Origin of the sequence: Candidatus Accumulibacter sp. ACC005 (genome assembly GCF_907163215.1) — a bacterium.
GTDB classification, from domain to species: domain Bacteria; phylum Pseudomonadota; class Gammaproteobacteria; order Burkholderiales; family Rhodocyclaceae; genus Accumulibacter; species Accumulibacter regalis.
The window spans coordinates 135281-149106 of sequence record NZ_CAJQUB010000010.1; the positions used below are offsets into that span (position 1 = coordinate 135281).

The 13826-nt window shown below is 69.8% G+C and carries 10 protein-coding genes; all 10 read right to left on the reverse strand.

What is annotated here, in order from left to right; translation table 11 throughout:
* Positions 1–29: 29 nt before the first annotated feature.
* From QZ613_RS12275 to QZ613_RS12320, 10 genes are read right to left on the reverse strand one after another with little or no spacing between them, the layout of a single operon-like run.
* A complete protein-coding gene (locus QZ613_RS12275) occupies positions 30–2519 on the reverse strand; it encodes a phage tail protein (RefSeq protein WP_291982697.1) in 2490 nt (829 codons plus the stop codon).
* Positions 2519–4825, reverse strand: a complete 2307-nt coding sequence (locus QZ613_RS12280; protein ID WP_291903170.1) for a putative baseplate assembly protein — start codon at positions 4823–4825, stop codon at positions 2519–2521. Before QZ613_RS12280 ends, QZ613_RS12275 begins: the two co-directional genes overlap by 1 nt.
* Positions 4825–5226 (reverse strand): GPW/gp25 family protein, encoded by a 402-nt coding sequence (locus QZ613_RS12285; RefSeq protein WP_291903168.1) that lies wholly within the window; start codon positions 5224–5226, stop codon positions 4825–4827. Before QZ613_RS12285 ends, QZ613_RS12280 begins: the two co-directional genes overlap by 1 nt.
* Positions 5223–7010 carry a hypothetical protein gene (locus QZ613_RS12290; protein WP_291903165.1) on the reverse strand — a complete coding sequence of 596 codons (1788 nt, stop codon included), beginning with the start codon at positions 7008–7010 and terminating at the stop codon, positions 5223–5225. Before QZ613_RS12290 ends, QZ613_RS12285 begins: the two co-directional genes overlap by 4 nt.
* Positions 7004–7690, reverse strand: a complete 687-nt coding sequence (locus tag QZ613_RS12295; RefSeq protein ID WP_291903162.1) for a phage baseplate assembly protein V — start codon at positions 7688–7690, stop codon at positions 7004–7006. Before QZ613_RS12295 ends, QZ613_RS12290 begins: the two co-directional genes overlap by 7 nt.
* On the reverse strand, positions 7690–8784 hold the full coding sequence (locus QZ613_RS12300; RefSeq protein ID WP_291903159.1) for a contractile injection system protein, VgrG/Pvc8 family: 1095 nt from the start codon (positions 8782–8784) through the stop codon (positions 7690–7692). Before QZ613_RS12300 ends, QZ613_RS12295 begins: the two co-directional genes overlap by 1 nt.
* A gap of 12 nt (positions 8785–8796) precedes the next feature.
* Positions 8797–8970, reverse strand: a complete 174-nt coding sequence (locus QZ613_RS12305) for a hypothetical protein (protein ID WP_291903156.1) — start codon at positions 8968–8970, stop codon at positions 8797–8799.
* 11 nt (positions 8971–8981) lie between these two features.
* Complete coding sequence (locus QZ613_RS12310) at positions 8982–10154, reverse strand: hypothetical protein (protein WP_291903154.1); 1173 nt, start codon at positions 10152–10154, stop codon at positions 8982–8984.
* An 8-nt stretch (positions 10155–10162) separates the two neighbouring features.
* The gene (locus QZ613_RS12315) at positions 10163–10627 is read right to left on the reverse strand and encodes a phage tail protein (protein WP_043566780.1); all 465 of its coding nucleotides are present in this window, start codon (positions 10625–10627) and stop codon (positions 10163–10165) included.
* Positions 10627–12126 (reverse strand): phage tail protein, encoded by a 1500-nt coding sequence (locus tag QZ613_RS12320; protein WP_291982699.1) that lies wholly within the window; start codon positions 12124–12126, stop codon positions 10627–10629. The genes QZ613_RS12315 and QZ613_RS12320 overlap by 1 nt, the downstream gene beginning before the upstream one ends.
* Positions 12127–13826: the final 1700 nt, after the last annotated feature.

Here is a 13826-nt window from a genome sequence, read left to right on the forward strand (position 1 = left end):
TGCCGGCATCATTGCCGTGGTTCGGGTGCCTAATCGGTCAGGCGCCAGCGATACTCGCTGATGCGCCCGCCGGCCGCGGCGGTCGAGCCGCTTCCGTCGAGCACGAAGCTGCGACCATGTACGACGGTCATGTCGGGGCCGGCATCGGCCAGCGGTAGCGCCACCGGGCGCGGCGCCACCGCCCCCGACAAACGCGGGTCCAGGCTGCCGACGCCGAGGACGTAATCGCCGTTGCCCAGGCTGCTGACCCCGGCCCGGGCCGCAACACGCTCGCGCGGCGGGCCCAGGTAGGTGTCCACACCGACCAGACTGGCAATGCCGACGAGCAGCGGCCAACTGGCGACGGCCACCTGCACCTCGACGTGAGCGGGCGATTCGAGCTCAACGATGCGCCGGATCAGGCCGAGGTCCTGTGCCTCGACCGACTGGTGCACCAGCACCAGCGCGCGGAAGGCGAGCTGGTCGTAGAAAGCCAGCAGCGCCTCGCGCTCGGCGTTCGATACGAGCTCGTCGCGAAACAGCGCCAGCAGTTCGACGCGTTCGGCCTCGCCGAGGATCAGCGTGTCGCCGACCACCGAGTTGCCGCTGATCACCAGGCCAGGAAGCAGCGGGTCGTCCTCGACGTTGAGATTCACGCCCAGCAGCGTGCTCATCAGCCGACGCATGCGGAAGCCCTCCAGGACGACGATCTCGCCACCCCGCACACCGCCGTCGCTGGCAATGTCGAGCGCCAGACGCAGGCCGCGGCGAGTGCCGTGGTAGCGCGCCAGCTCGCTCGAACGAAGCAGCCATTCGCGCCGCCGCCCCTCCGGCAGTGCCGCGTCGAAGGCCACGCCGAGCCAGCCGCCGAGCCATTCGAGCGACTCTTCCGGCACGCTCGCCGGGTCGCTCGCCAGGTGGGCGGCGGCGATGCGATCCTCGAGCGGGGTGAGCACGCTTTCGACGTTGCCGAGCAGCCGTTCGAGGAAATCGGCCGGCGTCGCCAGGCCGGGGCTTTCGGCCGCAGCGCCGAACTCGTTTTCGCGATACAGGCGCGGCAGATACTGGTCACGGTAGGAAAAGCGCGAGCCGTAGGCGCGCAGCGCGGCCAGTTCGGGCGAATCGCGACCCTCGCCGAAAAACGCCACCCGCACCCACAGGTAGCGGCCGCTGAGCGCCCGCACGCGACGCGCGGAGCGCTGGATCATCGCCGTCCACAGGCCGGCGCGGCCGGGCTCGGGTGCTCCCCAGGCACCGAGGCCGCGATGGCCGGGAAGCTCGGAAGGCTGCCGCTCCCAGACCGCGTGCGGAACGGGACCGGCGGGCAGGGACGCGGCGGGCAGCTCGCCGAAGGCATGCGCGTGCCACTCACCCGCCGCCGCAGCGCTCGGCTCGGCGCTGGTCGCCAGCCACACCAGCAGCCCGCAGCCCGCCGGCAAGCGGGCTTCGGCGTAGAGCCGGTGCCAGACGGTCTGCTGGTCGCCGCTGTCGATGAGATGCGTCGCCGCACTGCTGAAATTGGCGGCCTCGCCGTGGCGGGCGAGGTTGGCCAGCGACAGCCGGTGGAGCGGTTCGAGGGCGCCACCGGCCAGCGGGTAACGTGGCGGATCGTCGAGGCGATGGGCGAAAGGCGCTTCCTCGGCGGCGGCGGCAAGCGGGTAGATATCGCCGGCCGGAAGCAGGGTCAGCGCGCCGACCGGCGAACCCCTGGGCACCCACACCGGCGCGTCGCGGCGGCCGGGAACGCGGACCACAATGCCGCCCTCGCCGAGCCAGTCGATCGAATAGGCGAAGGCGGCAGCGGCCAGGGTCTGCGCCGGCCCGAGCGTGCCGACTTGGCGATCGAGCAAACGCAGACGGCACTCGCCATCGCCAAACCATGACAGCAGGGCCAGCGTGCCGTCACGCGCCAGGGCCAGTGACTGCGGCCGCTCACCGACCGGCCAGGCAACGCCGGCGAGGATTTTCAGCGTCGGCGGGCTGGGGTTTTCGGGATCGGGGCGAAAAGTGCCCGGCGCGTAATCAGCCGCCGGCCGCTCGGGCTGCACGCATCCGCTGAGGCGGCCGAGACGGCCACTGCCACGTTCGAGCAACCAGACGCCGCCGAGCGGCTCGGCGGCCAGGCGCCAGGCCTGGAAACCTGGCGTCGGCAGGACGCTATCCGGCCAGCGACCGCGCAGGTCGTGCAGCAGGAGTCGATCGGCGAGCGCCACGTAGAGCACGTCGTCAAAACCGACGGCAAAGTCCAGCGGTCGCTCGCCAAGCGGCAACAGGGTCGCCGCCGCCGGCAGATGGCTGACGACGACGACGGCCATCGCCGCCTCGTCCCAGCGCGCGCTGGCGCCGTGCCGGTCGACCGTCTGCGGCAGACGTTCGAGCGCCGCCGCGGCAATCGCCGCGGCATCCGCAGGGGGTGCCGAGAGGCTGCGCTCGCTGGTCAGGCGCAGGGCGCGGCAGCCAGCCCGGTAATCGACATGGCTGCGCGCCGGCCAGTGCCGGTCGTCGGCAAGCAACCAGAAGCGCTGTCCGTTGGCGTCCATCAGCACACCTCGGGGACAACCGGCACGGCGACAGCGGCGTCGTCGGCGAAGGGATTGGGCAGCGCCGAGAGGTCGCCTGGCGCAGCACTACTGCCGGTCGGCGCATCGACGGCCACAACGGACAGGAGCTCGGGCAGCTGCCAGGCAGCCAGCTTGAGCGACTGCGTGCCGTCGGAGGTGTTGCGCGTCAGCAGCCGCCATTCGCCCCGGCCGGCGATGTCGACGCGCTCGAAGAGGTTGATGCCGCCGACCTCGGCGACGCCGGCGACGCGCGAAACCTCCACTTCCAGCTCGCGTTCGCGCAGCGTGCGACCCAGGGGCCAGCCCGAACCTCCCGGACCATGCGGCGGCAACGGCCAGAGCAGGCGGCGCAACGCTTCGCGCAACTCGAAGAGCACTGCCTCGCGGCCGAAACCGTCACGGATGCTCACCCCGACGGAGACACCGAGCGGCACATACTCGCAGCCGATGACGTAAAGCTCGGTGGCCAGCGGCGTGCGCACCGACAGATGCGCATGCACGCGCTCGATGAATGGCCGGTCCGGACGCGGATTCGGCGCCTTGCCGAAGACGCGTGCCGGGAGGACCATGACGCTGACCACGCCGGGGACGTCGAAACGCCGTTCGCGCGGCTTGAAGCGCGGCAGCACCTCGACGCGCGCGACGTCGGTGCCGGGCACCTCCTGCGCCAGGCGGCGGTAATCGTCGGCGGTCACCGCGCGCTCACGATGGCGCAGCAGCGACGGAATGCGCTGTTCGGCGCGGGCCAGACTTTCGGCGTCTTCGCCGCCTTCGGTGGCCAGCGGCTGCAGCACCTTGATCGCCGGCATCGTCCGCGCCACACCGACGAGCCGGCCCGACGCAAGCTCGCTCAGGCTGGCAGCCGGCAGATTGCCGGCACGGCCGCCACCGAAACGGCCGTAGGCCAGGCGGATACGCATCTGGCGCTCGGGAACGCGGCCGCGCACGCCGTCACCGAAACGCAGGCTGCCAGCCTCGGCGTCGAGTTCGAAGACCGGCGCCTCGCGCGCCACCAGCGCGTCGGCCGAGATGGCGGCCAGATCGTCGACCCGCTGCCACGGCTGATAGCCGCGACCGGGCTCCTCGACCTGGATGCGCAGGGTCGCGGCGTCGACCGAAGCGGCCGGCAACGGGAAGACCTGGTCGGCGGCACCGGTGGATACTCCCAGCACGCGAGCTTCGAGGGTGCTGCGCTGATCGACGGCGACGGCATTGACGCCCACCCAGGCCAGCCTGAGACTGCTCACCCCGCTGCCGGGCTTGGGCCGCAGACGCAGCCAGCCGATCAGCCGGGCGGCTTTTTCCGCGTCGTCGACGCGCGGCGGATTATCGCCGACGCCGGCGCGCGGGTTCTCGCCGACGTCGTTGACCGGCGCCCAGATCAGCGATTCGTCGGGCATCGGCAGGCGCAGCACGCCTGGTCGCGTCAGCCCGGCGGTGCTGTCGTTGGCGTCGCCGGGGAAGGGCTCGACGGTCAGGTAGTCGGCATTGACGCCGTCCGCACCGCGGGTGACCACCTCCCACAAGACCGACACGCGCGCGCGCTGGCCGACTTCCTCGAACAGCGCCGGTGCAGCCAGCGCCGGCACCACGCCGACCGAGAGCATCGCGGTCGCCCCGCTGTCGCCGCCGCCCAGCGCAGTGCGTGCGGCAATATTGGTCGCCGCCTGCTGTTCGGGGCGCTGCGCGGCGGGCGCCAGGAGGGCCAGCCACAGCGCGCGATCGGCGCCCAGGGCGAAGACGTCCACCCCCTCACCGCTGGCCGCCTGACCGCCGGCAAAGAGTGGTGACGCGAGATAGCCCTTGGCGGCGCCGTCGAGGCGATGCACTTTCTGCAGACCGGCGATCACCGCTTCCATGCGCGCCGCGTCGGCGTCGGCCAGCGGCTGCTTGTACCAGACCTCGGCGGCCACCGGCAGGAGGGTGGTTTCGGCCAGCGTTTCGAAGGGCAGTGGCGCCTTGATTCGCGCACCGGGGGCAAGCGTCACGGCGGAGAGTTCGCTCGGCTGGGCAAAGGCCAGACTGACGATTCCGCCGGCCGGCCGTGCCGGCCGCAAGCCCTGGCCAAGCAGCTTGAGGAACACCAGCCGCTGGCGCTCGGGGATCAGGTTGGCGCGATAGAGCAGCGCGTCGCCGAGCCAGGCAAAGAGCTCGAGCAGGGTGCGACCGGGATCGCCGAGGCGTGGGTTGGTCCATTCCGGCGTGTGCGCCGGGACGCGGGCCAGCAGGTCTTCGAGCAGATCGTCGAAGCTGCGGTCATCGAGACGGGGCGGCAGGATCGGCATCAGCCTTCCTCCAGTCGAACGGTCACGGCCAGCGCGCCGGGCGTTCCGGAGCGGGCCAGTCGATAGGCGATCTCGACCCGCAGGTCGGAGGGCTCGTCGGCTACTTCGAACACCTCCACCCGGTCGAGGACGATGCGCCGCTCCCAGCGGCCGAGCGATTCCATCACCCAGTCGCGAATCTGGCGACGCGTGGCGAGGTTGTTGGGCGCGTGCAGCAGGCGGTCGAGTCCGGCGCCGAACTCGGGGCGCATCAGCTGCTCACCGGGCCGGGTGCTGAGAATCACGCGGATTCCCTGGCGCACGCTGGCTTCGAGATCCGGCCAGTCGAGTTGGCCGCGTTCGTCGGGCAATGCGAACAGCGGCCAGCCGACCAGCGGGCGAGGGAGCTGACTCGCGCTCATGACTCACCTCCGCCCTTCTTGGGGAAGGGGATGCAGATCTTGATGAACATCATCCAGCGGAAGAACAGGTCGAACAGCGACAGGAAGATATTCAGCACGATGAACGCGCAGATGGTGATGATCGGAATGTTGAAGCTGCAGATCCAGCCCAGCTTGAGGCCGCTGTCGGCCGGCTTCTTGCCGTCCATCAGATCGAGGGGATCGCCACTGAGCAGGTTCTGCATCGACGCCGGAACGGTGAACGCGACGTTGGGCTTGAGCTTCTTGAGCATTTCCTTGTCGCCCGGGTCGGGCAGGGGCACCTGCACCGGCGGCGCACCACTGCCTTCGTACCACGGCGCAATCACGAAAGCCGGGCTGTAGTCGCCCCACACCGTGCGTGCCGGGCAGACGCCTTCCGGCTTCAGGCGGACGAAGGCGCGCAGCACGTAGCGGGCTTCCGGGTCGTCGAAGCGCCCGGCGACGCCACTCACCGCCTCGAAGCGTACGCGCAGGCACGCCGACAGTGCGCGCGCCAGTGCCTCGCTGGTACCGGTGTCGAGCGCCGGCCAGCGAGCCGGGATGGTCGGCGCCGGCGAGATCGATTCCTCATTGAGCAGGATTCGGCTCGCCGCGGCGAGGAAATCGCCCGCCGGGCGGCTGCCGGCGACCGGCTTGCCATCGGCGTCGGCGAGCGGCAGGGCGATGCCGTTGAGCACCACCATCAGCGCATCGGCCTCGGCGCTGTCGGCGAAGGCGTCGAACTCTACCGCCAGCTGGCGCAGCAGGAGTAGAAAGCGCTTCATCGCGCTGCGCTCCGAGTCGGCGGCGTTGCCGGCAATGCCCGCCATATCGGGGGTCAGGGCGCGGCCCGGCCGCGGCAAGCTGTCGGCGACGCCGCGCAGCGGGCCAACCAGGTGCGCCTTGAAATCCGCCGTCGTCGGGCCGAACGCCGCCTCGTCGAACCCGGGTGCGCCGCCTTCGGCCTTTTCGCTGCTGGTCGTCGGGATCAGGCCGTAGAACAGCGTGGCCGCCGCGGCCTTGCAGACGTCGGGCGGAGCGACGAACATCGGCACCACCGACTCGTTGAGCAGCGCGTCTTCCTGGGCCGCCAGCAGCGCGAGTACCTCGTGGTCGAGGACCGGCTGGCCGGTCGTCGGCCGGCTAAGCCGACGCAGCGCTTCGGGGTCGTGGCGGTTGCCGCGGGCAATGCCGTCGGCCGCCGCGCCGACGCGGGCCCAGCCCTTGAGGCTTTCGCCGGCGCGCATCCAGCCCTGCTTCACTTCACGCCCCTGGGAATCGCGCACCAGCCGGCGGATGACCATGCCGGCGCTGTCCACGCGCGTCGGGTCGATGCGCGGTTCGCCCGGCGTGTCGCAACGCGCTTCCATCACCGCCAGGTTGAACTGGCGCTGGATCGGCTGGAAGAGCTTGAGAACCTGCGCCCCTTCGGCGCTACGGCGAATCCCTTCGACGAGTTGCTGGTCACTCCCCGGCGCGCTCTCCAGCACCGGCGGTGCGGCCACCCGCCCGCCGGCGAGACCCAATTGGCGGCTGGCATCGCGCAGCTTGTTGAACAGCCCGCGGCCGCTGTTGCGCTTGCTGCTCGGCCGCGTATCGGTGCCGCCGGCAACGCTGACCGAGCGCGCCAGACTGGCGCGCAGGCCGATGCGCCCGTCGGCGTCGCGCAGACGGGTCAGTACCGCCTCGATGAAGTCTTCGTCGCTGCGCTGCAGGATCGCCGGCGCGCCGCCGACGGCGAGGTCGCGCGGGGCCGAGAGGATCACCTCGTGATGGCTCACCATATGTTTCCCGCTCCCGGTGTGTAGCTGGTGGACACCACCGACGTCGCCTGCAGGACCTCGCACTTGACGATGCCGGAGAACTTGGCCATGGCGGTATCGACGGTGACCATGCCGGCGCTGACCTTCACCTGCGGCGCCTCGACCTTGACCTCGGCGCTGGCCGTGATGCTGATCCGCGCCGCCTCCATGACCACCCGATTGCCGTTGGCATCCTCGACGGTGACCTTGCCCGGCCCGTCGGAGAGGGTGAGCTTCTGCCCGCCCGGCGTTTCAAGCAGCAATAGCTCCTGACCCTGCTGGTCGTCGAGGGTGACGGTGACGCCGTTCTTCGAGCGGATGCGCTTGAAGCGGTTGCCCTCGTCGCCGAGCTCGGCCGGTGCCGCGTTGGCGCCGCTCCACAGGCCGCCGACGACCAGCGGATAGCGCGGATCGCCGTGCAGGAAGACGACCAGCACTTCGTCGTCGACGTCGGGCATCAGGAAGGCGCCGCGATCGGCACCGGCAAAGGGGCACACCACGCGCGCCCACAAGGGCGCATCCTGACCGTCGACGGCATCGAAGGCGAGCAGGCGCAGTTGCACCCGGTTGCGCCGTTCGGGGTCGGCGATATCGACCACGCGGGCGAGCTGGGCGCCGTTGAGCCATCCGGCGGCAGGCTGGAAATGCGGCGCGCGATCCATCAGGAAGCCTCCCCGAGATACGCACACTCGCCGACGAACTCGGTGCGATAGCCTGCGTGCACGTCGTAACGGTGGCGTGCCTCGACGACGTAATAGCTGTTGTCCCAGCGCCCGGACAAACCGCTGACCGCCACCGTCGTGCCGACGCGAAGCTGCGCGTTGCCCTCGGCGACGCCGTCGAGACGCACGAAGCGCCGCGCGCGTTGATCGAAAGCCGCTGCGGCCACTGCCCGGGCTTCACCGTCGGTCGCCAGCGCCAGGTGACCGAGGTGTTCGCTACGCCGGTCGAGCGCGCGACGCAGCCAGTCGGCGCCGCTGGTGCCGCTGCCCGGTCCGCCGTGACTGAGACTGCTGACCTCGGCGCTGACGGCGCTGCCGGCAACCGCATCCCAGCCCGCGGCGGTGATGCTGCTCACCTGTTGCGCGAGATCGGCGACCACCCGGGCGCGGGCCAGCTGACCGTGCAGCTCGAGGCTCAGTTCACCGCGCCGGACGTCTCCCCGCGGGGCCACCTGCAACTCGTCGCCAACGATCTGCAGATCGGCGTCGAAACGCCCGAGCAGGCGGCGCAGGAAGGCGAGATCGCTTTCGTTGAGTTGCGCCCAGGTGCCGATCGGCTCGCTCAAACCCTGCACCGACGGGCGCAGCCCCAGTTCGTTGGCCACGGCATCGACCACGTCGGCCGGCGACATGTCGCTGTAGACCTTGCTGCGCCGGGCCATGCGCGCGCGACCGAGCGGATCTTCGGCAAGCACCACCAGTTCGGGCGGCGACCCCTGTGCGAATTCGGCCTCGAGACCGCTGACCACACCGCGGAAGATCTCGCGTGCCTGCGTCTCGTCACCGGCGTAGACCTCGATGGCCGTGCCCAGCGCGATCCGGGAACCGTCCTCGAAGGCGTACTCCGCACCGCCGTCGGTGGTACTCGCCCAGTTCGAGAAACGCAGTTCTGCCCGGCTCATCCCCCCCTCGGACTCCTCGATGCGCAGGGCGATGAGCAGCTCCGAAACGCGCAGATCCTCCTGCCCGGCGAGCCGGAGCGTGGGCCGGGCACGATAGACGGCGGACTGGCTGACCGAGGTTTCGCTAGGCATGCTGATGGCCTCCTAATCCGCGTGCCATCGCTGGCGGCGCTCGTTGCGCAGGGCGAGTTCGCGCAGCGTCGCTTCGACCGCCTCGGCCTCGCGCGCGGCGTCGGGCGTCGGCGCGGCGCTCGCCGACTGCGGCGCCTCCTGCTCCGGTCTGACCTCGGCCTGCATCTCTTCGATCATGATCGGCATGACTCGCTCCCTTAGCCCTGGCGCGCGCCGATGACGAAGTCGGCGTCAGCGCTCACATTGACCTTCAAACCGCTGCCCCCGGCGTCGATCAGACGCCCGCCGACGGCGACCGTGCCGGCGCTGGAAATGCTTGCTGAAGCCGGCAACAGACTGCTCACCGACAGCGGTCGCGAACTCACTTTGCTCTCCACCCGCAGCCCGGAGAAACCGGCGCTTGCCGAAGCCCCGGCGCCAGCCGCGAAGGAAGCCGAGGCGCTGCCACCCATACTCAAACCGGCGCCACCGCCAACGCTCAGCCCTGCCCCGCCGCCAATTGCCAGTCCTGCCCCACCGCCAACAGCCAGCCCAGCACCGGCGCCGACACTCAGTCCGGCCCCGCCTCCGGCGGCGAAGGCCGCCGCCGGCAGCAGATTCGCGCTGCCTCCGGCCGAGGCCGCCGCCGAAGCCGAAAAGCCACCGCCCGCCGACGCCCCGATACCGGCCGAGAACCCGGCCCCGACCGACGCCCCGGCCGAGAAACCGACGCTTGCCGAAGCCCCTACCGCAAGTCCGCCGCCGGCACCGAAACGCAGGCTCGCCGCGCCATTGGCGGCGGCGATTCCGCGTGCCGCGCGCGGGTCGCCGGCCTTGTTGGCCGCGCCCTGCGCACCGCCGCGCGGGCCATCATCGTCGGCAATGACCACCGGCTCGGGGCCACGCACGTCATCCACCGTGGCCCGGTTGTTGCTGGTACCGCCCTCGAAAGTGACGTCCTGACTCGACAGCGTCAGATTGATCGACGAGCGCAGCGGCAGGCCGCCGCTGGCGAAGAAGTCGATCGTCTCCTTGTACTGCTCGACCATGCCGGTGAACGAGTACGCGCCCCAGCTGAACTTCACCACCGGCGGCACCTTCTTGCTCTGGCCCTCGGGGATCGGCTGCAGGAGTTTCGCCATCTCGTTGGTCGTGATGCGAACGTCCGCGCCGGTGCCGGTGGTGTCGAAGACCAGATCCATGGTCAGCTTGGCCGTCGTCTGGCTGACGTACTGCTTCTTCTTGGCCCCCCGGCCCTCTTCCTTGAGGGTGTTCGAGACTGTGTGCTGCAGGCTGGCGGGATTGAAATGCACGCTCACCTGTACGCTCGGACCGGTCATCGTCTCGAAGGTAGCGGGCGCCTCGGCAAGCTGTGCGGGGAATTCGGGCATGGCTGGCCTCAGCTAACGAGCACCAGGCCCTCGTGGGCCAGATGCAGTTCCTCGATGCCGATCTCGCTGCCCTTGGCATTGAGGTCGGCGGCCTTGAACTTGACCGGCAGCGCACGGCGCAGCGCCCAGGCGACAACCGCCTGGTCAGCGCTGTTGCGCATCTCGATCTCGACGTGCAGGCGGTAGGCGTAGGCGCCGCCGGCAACGCTGGCGAACCAGTTCCACAGGTCGCGGGTGTCGGTCATGCCGCGTTTGAGAACGACGGTGGCGAAACTCACCTGGCCGGCCCGTTGCACCGCGCCGTAGTTGCTGCCGCCGACCTTGATCACCTTAGGTTCCATGGTCGCTTCGAGCCCGGTGCACTCGGAGAACGCGCCGCGGCACAGCGGCACGCTGGCGCCAGTCGGATTGGCCAGCGCCTGCTGGCTGAAGCTGACCTGGAAGCGGAAGACGTGCAAGGGGATGTCGTTCATCACGCCACCTCGCGCAGCGCTTCGGCGGCGCCACCACCGCTGAGGTCGAGCACCACCCGGATACGCTCGACCGCCGCCAGCGGCAGGATGCTGACTTCGGCGCGCAGACGGCCGTTGTCGAGATCGGCCTGGCTCATGGTGCTGCGGTCGCAACGCACGCTGAAGGCCTCCTCCGGCGAAGCCCCGCCGAGAGCCCCCTCTCGCCAGAAGGCGGTCAGCAAGTGCCCGAGGCTGCGCTCGATGCGCTGCCACAGAGCCGGCCCGCTGGCCTCGAAGAGGGCCGCTTCGCCACTGCGCCGGGCAGCACGCAAGATCGCCCCCAGCAAGCGGCTGACGCCGCCGGCACGCCAGGCTTCGTCGGCGCTGGCCGTGACATCCGAATGCAGCGCCCAGCCCACAGGCGAGGGCGCGATCACGCACACCCGCCGCGCGAGGCGGTCGGACGGCGTTTCGGCGATGCCGCTCCAGGCCAGCACGGGCTCGCTGCCCGAAACCGCGGCGAGAGGCGTGCCGGCGAGCGAGCGAAAAGTACCCCGCGCCAGCGCATTGATCGCCAGAAGGCCGGCGAGCAGGCCGTCTGGCGCTTCGAGCGCGCCCGGCAGGTCGGCGCTGTGGGCAGTTCGCAGCCACGGCCAGGCCAGTTGTACGAAAGCGCTGGCCGCGGCGCGACCGGCATTGCTGCTATCGGGTGCAGCGAGCACGCTGGCGTTTTCGAGATAACCGTGGAAATCGGCCTGCGCCCAGGTGTCGGCGTTGCGCGCGTTGGCCATCGGCAGCGGCAGCGCGGCGACGAGCAGCATCTCGCGGTGCTGCCGGGCAAGGCGCTCGCGGACCGTGCCAACGGCGTTGCGCCAGGCGATGAAAGCCTCGTCATCGGCACGCGGCGGCGCCAGATCGCGCAGACCGACATCCTGCTCGACCGCTGCCGCGGCGTTGTTCGAACAGTCGACGAAGACCTCGGGCGAGCTGGGCGGCTCGACCTCGACATCGACGATCGCCGCTTCCGTCGCGCAGATATCGGCCAGATCCGGCAGGCACAGCAGCGTCACTTCGGGAAGGCCGGAGAGATGGCCGATGCCGATCCAGCTCGCCGGATCCATCGGGCTGGCAGCGGGCGCCAGCAACGCCGCCAGCCGCGTCGCACGCTGCGCCGCACGATTTCCGGCGGCCTCGATATAGGGCCAGGGATCGCCGCAGCGGACGATCAAGGCACGGCGCCCGCCATTGGCAAAGAAGCTGCGCACGGCAGCGCCAAGATAGCTGGCGCAGCGCCGCTCGCCGCTGCCGACAGGCCCCATGACCGGCCGCCTGTCCCAGGCAAACAAGGCGTCGAAGGCGTTCCAGCTGTCGACCACCACCGGCAGCTGCAGCAAGGCCTCGACCTCCGCAGGCGGCCGCGCCCACGGCCCGGCGATCCAGCGTGCCTCGGCCAGGGCCGTGCGCACGCCGGCCGGCAGGGTGGTCGCCCGTCGTCCGACGTAGCCCACGAAACAGGCCACATCGACCGGTTCGGATCGGGGGCAACCGCCGGTGGAGCCAGTTCGAAGGACAGGCCGTTCATGCACCTTCCCCCGCGAACAAGCCAGGTTCAAGCGATACCGCCGGCAGGACGTGTGCGCATCATCGCAGCCGTCTCGCCTAGGCCTGGATCTCGAAGCCTTCGGCGGCCAGGACGATCTCTTTCCATCGCCACGTCGCCACCGCACTTTCCGGCAGGGTCGGGCGGTGTAATCATCGGGATGCAGCCGCGCAAGCGGCCAGGTGCGCACGGATTATGGGATTCGTCGAGCAGCGTCACGGCGACCGTCTTCTGTGCCGCCGGCCCGGCGGTTGGCGCGCTCTCGTCGAGCCGACCACGAGGCGTAGAAGTTGACGATCGATTGCCGCGCTTGAGGGTGACGTCATGACCGGTGTACGCGGCACCCTTGCGCACGTGATTTTCCTTGTCGTTGACGGAGCGGTATCTGGGAGGACGGTGACACCCCTAGGGTACCGATGCGCGGAACGTCGGGATGATGCCGCGACGAAACTCTTCACGCCGCCGTCGAAATGACACGAAGTTGAATAGGCGCATAGGGGTGTGATTTCGATCAGCCATGTTCAGTGGTACCCCATCGCTCAGGCACGGGATCGTCGGGTTTTCGGGCCGATGATGGGGGAAGATGCGAATTCGGGCCGGCTTGATCACGCCCGCCGACAGGCAAACCAGGCGACCCGTTGTCGAGGTAGTTATGGTTCTGGTGGGCTTGCCGAGGTCGCAGCGGACGAAGTCAGGCTCTCCTCGGTCTTGGTCCCGAGTCAGCCGCCCCGTTGCGCATGCGTTGTAGAGGTAGTCGGGAAATCGTCTGCGCAGTGGCACCCACAGGCGCTCCGGCCGTTGGTTTCACGAACACCGCCCACTGCGTGACGCGGCGTCGACGAACGAGGTAGTTTGAACGTAGGGGCGTCACGTTCACGCCTGCCACTCGTGGGTTCGGACGAAGCCACGTCGCGCGCCCAGACACGGAAAACCGCGCCCGAGAGGTAGCGCAGGCAAATTCACGGCGAAGGGTGAGCCTGTCCTGCGGACGAAGTTGTGTCCAACTCGAAGCGCGGCGCAGCGGGAGGCACTGTTGGCCGCGACTTCCAGACCCCGCGCTCGTACATCTTACGCGCGTAAGATGCCGTGACGAAAGCCCCGGAATGGCGGCAGCCCGCCAGCTCGCGCGGGAGGTCCTCTCGACGGGCCGGGCGAGGGATTGGGGCACACACCCAGGGCGACTTAGTTATAGACACCGCCGCGTAAAAAAAAACCGCGTAAGCGATGAGAACGCGACAGGGTACGGGCCGGTCCGGCGGGTCTGATCGAGCGGCCAGGTCGAGTACCGCGATGCGGTAGGCGACGGGCGCGACTCGGCGTGCGAGATGACGACGCGTGTGATCGCCGGCGGCCTCGGGAGTAAGCGGGGAACCCGGCGCGGCGACGATCGAGATGTTTCGAGGCCGGACAGTCGCAGAAGCGACAGCTGACTGATTAAGAAGGTCGAAGGGAGCGAAGCAGAATAGCCACAGCGCGGGAACGAGAGTCGGCCCGCCGATCAAAGACCGCAGGCCCGATCGAGCTCGCCCGGACGGCGTTGGGACCGCGCGGTAAAGCAGGGACACGTTGCAGCAGTCGAGGGCCGTGACGAGTTGGCCGCCAATGGTGATGGCGAACATA

Bases quoted from the DNA above. Each gene is read 5' to 3' on its own strand.
- QZ613_RS12275 (WP_291982697.1), bottom strand. From the start codon at position 2,519: ATGGACGCCAACGGACAGCGCTTCTGGTTGCTTGCCGACGACCGGCAC.
- QZ613_RS12285 (WP_291903168.1), bottom strand. From the start codon at position 5,226: ATGAGCGCGAGTCAGCTCCCTCGCCCGCTGGTCGGCTGGCCGCTGTTC.
- QZ613_RS12280 (WP_291903170.1), bottom strand. From the start codon at position 4,825: ATGCCGATCCTGCCGCCCCGTCTCGATGACCGCAGCTTCGACGATCTG.
- QZ613_RS12305 (WP_291903156.1), bottom strand. From the start codon at position 8,970: ATGCCGATCATGATCGAAGAGATGCAGGCCGAGGTCAGACCGGAGCAG.
- QZ613_RS12300 (WP_291903159.1), bottom strand. From the start codon at position 8,784: ATGCCTAGCGAAACCTCGGTCAGCCAGTCCGCCGTCTATCGTGCCCGG.
- QZ613_RS12290 (WP_291903165.1), bottom strand. From the start codon at position 7,010: ATGGTGAGCCATCACGAGGTGATCCTCTCGGCCCCGCGCGACCTCGCC.
- QZ613_RS12295 (WP_291903162.1), bottom strand. From the start codon at position 7,690: ATGGATCGCGCGCCGCATTTCCAGCCTGCCGCCGGATGGCTCAACGGC.
- QZ613_RS12310 (WP_291903154.1), bottom strand. From the start codon at position 10,154: ATGCCCGAATTCCCCGCACAGCTTGCCGAGGCGCCCGCTACCTTCGAG.
- QZ613_RS12315 (WP_043566780.1), bottom strand. From the start codon at position 10,627: ATGAACGACATCCCCTTGCACGTCTTCCGCTTCCAGGTCAGCTTCAGC.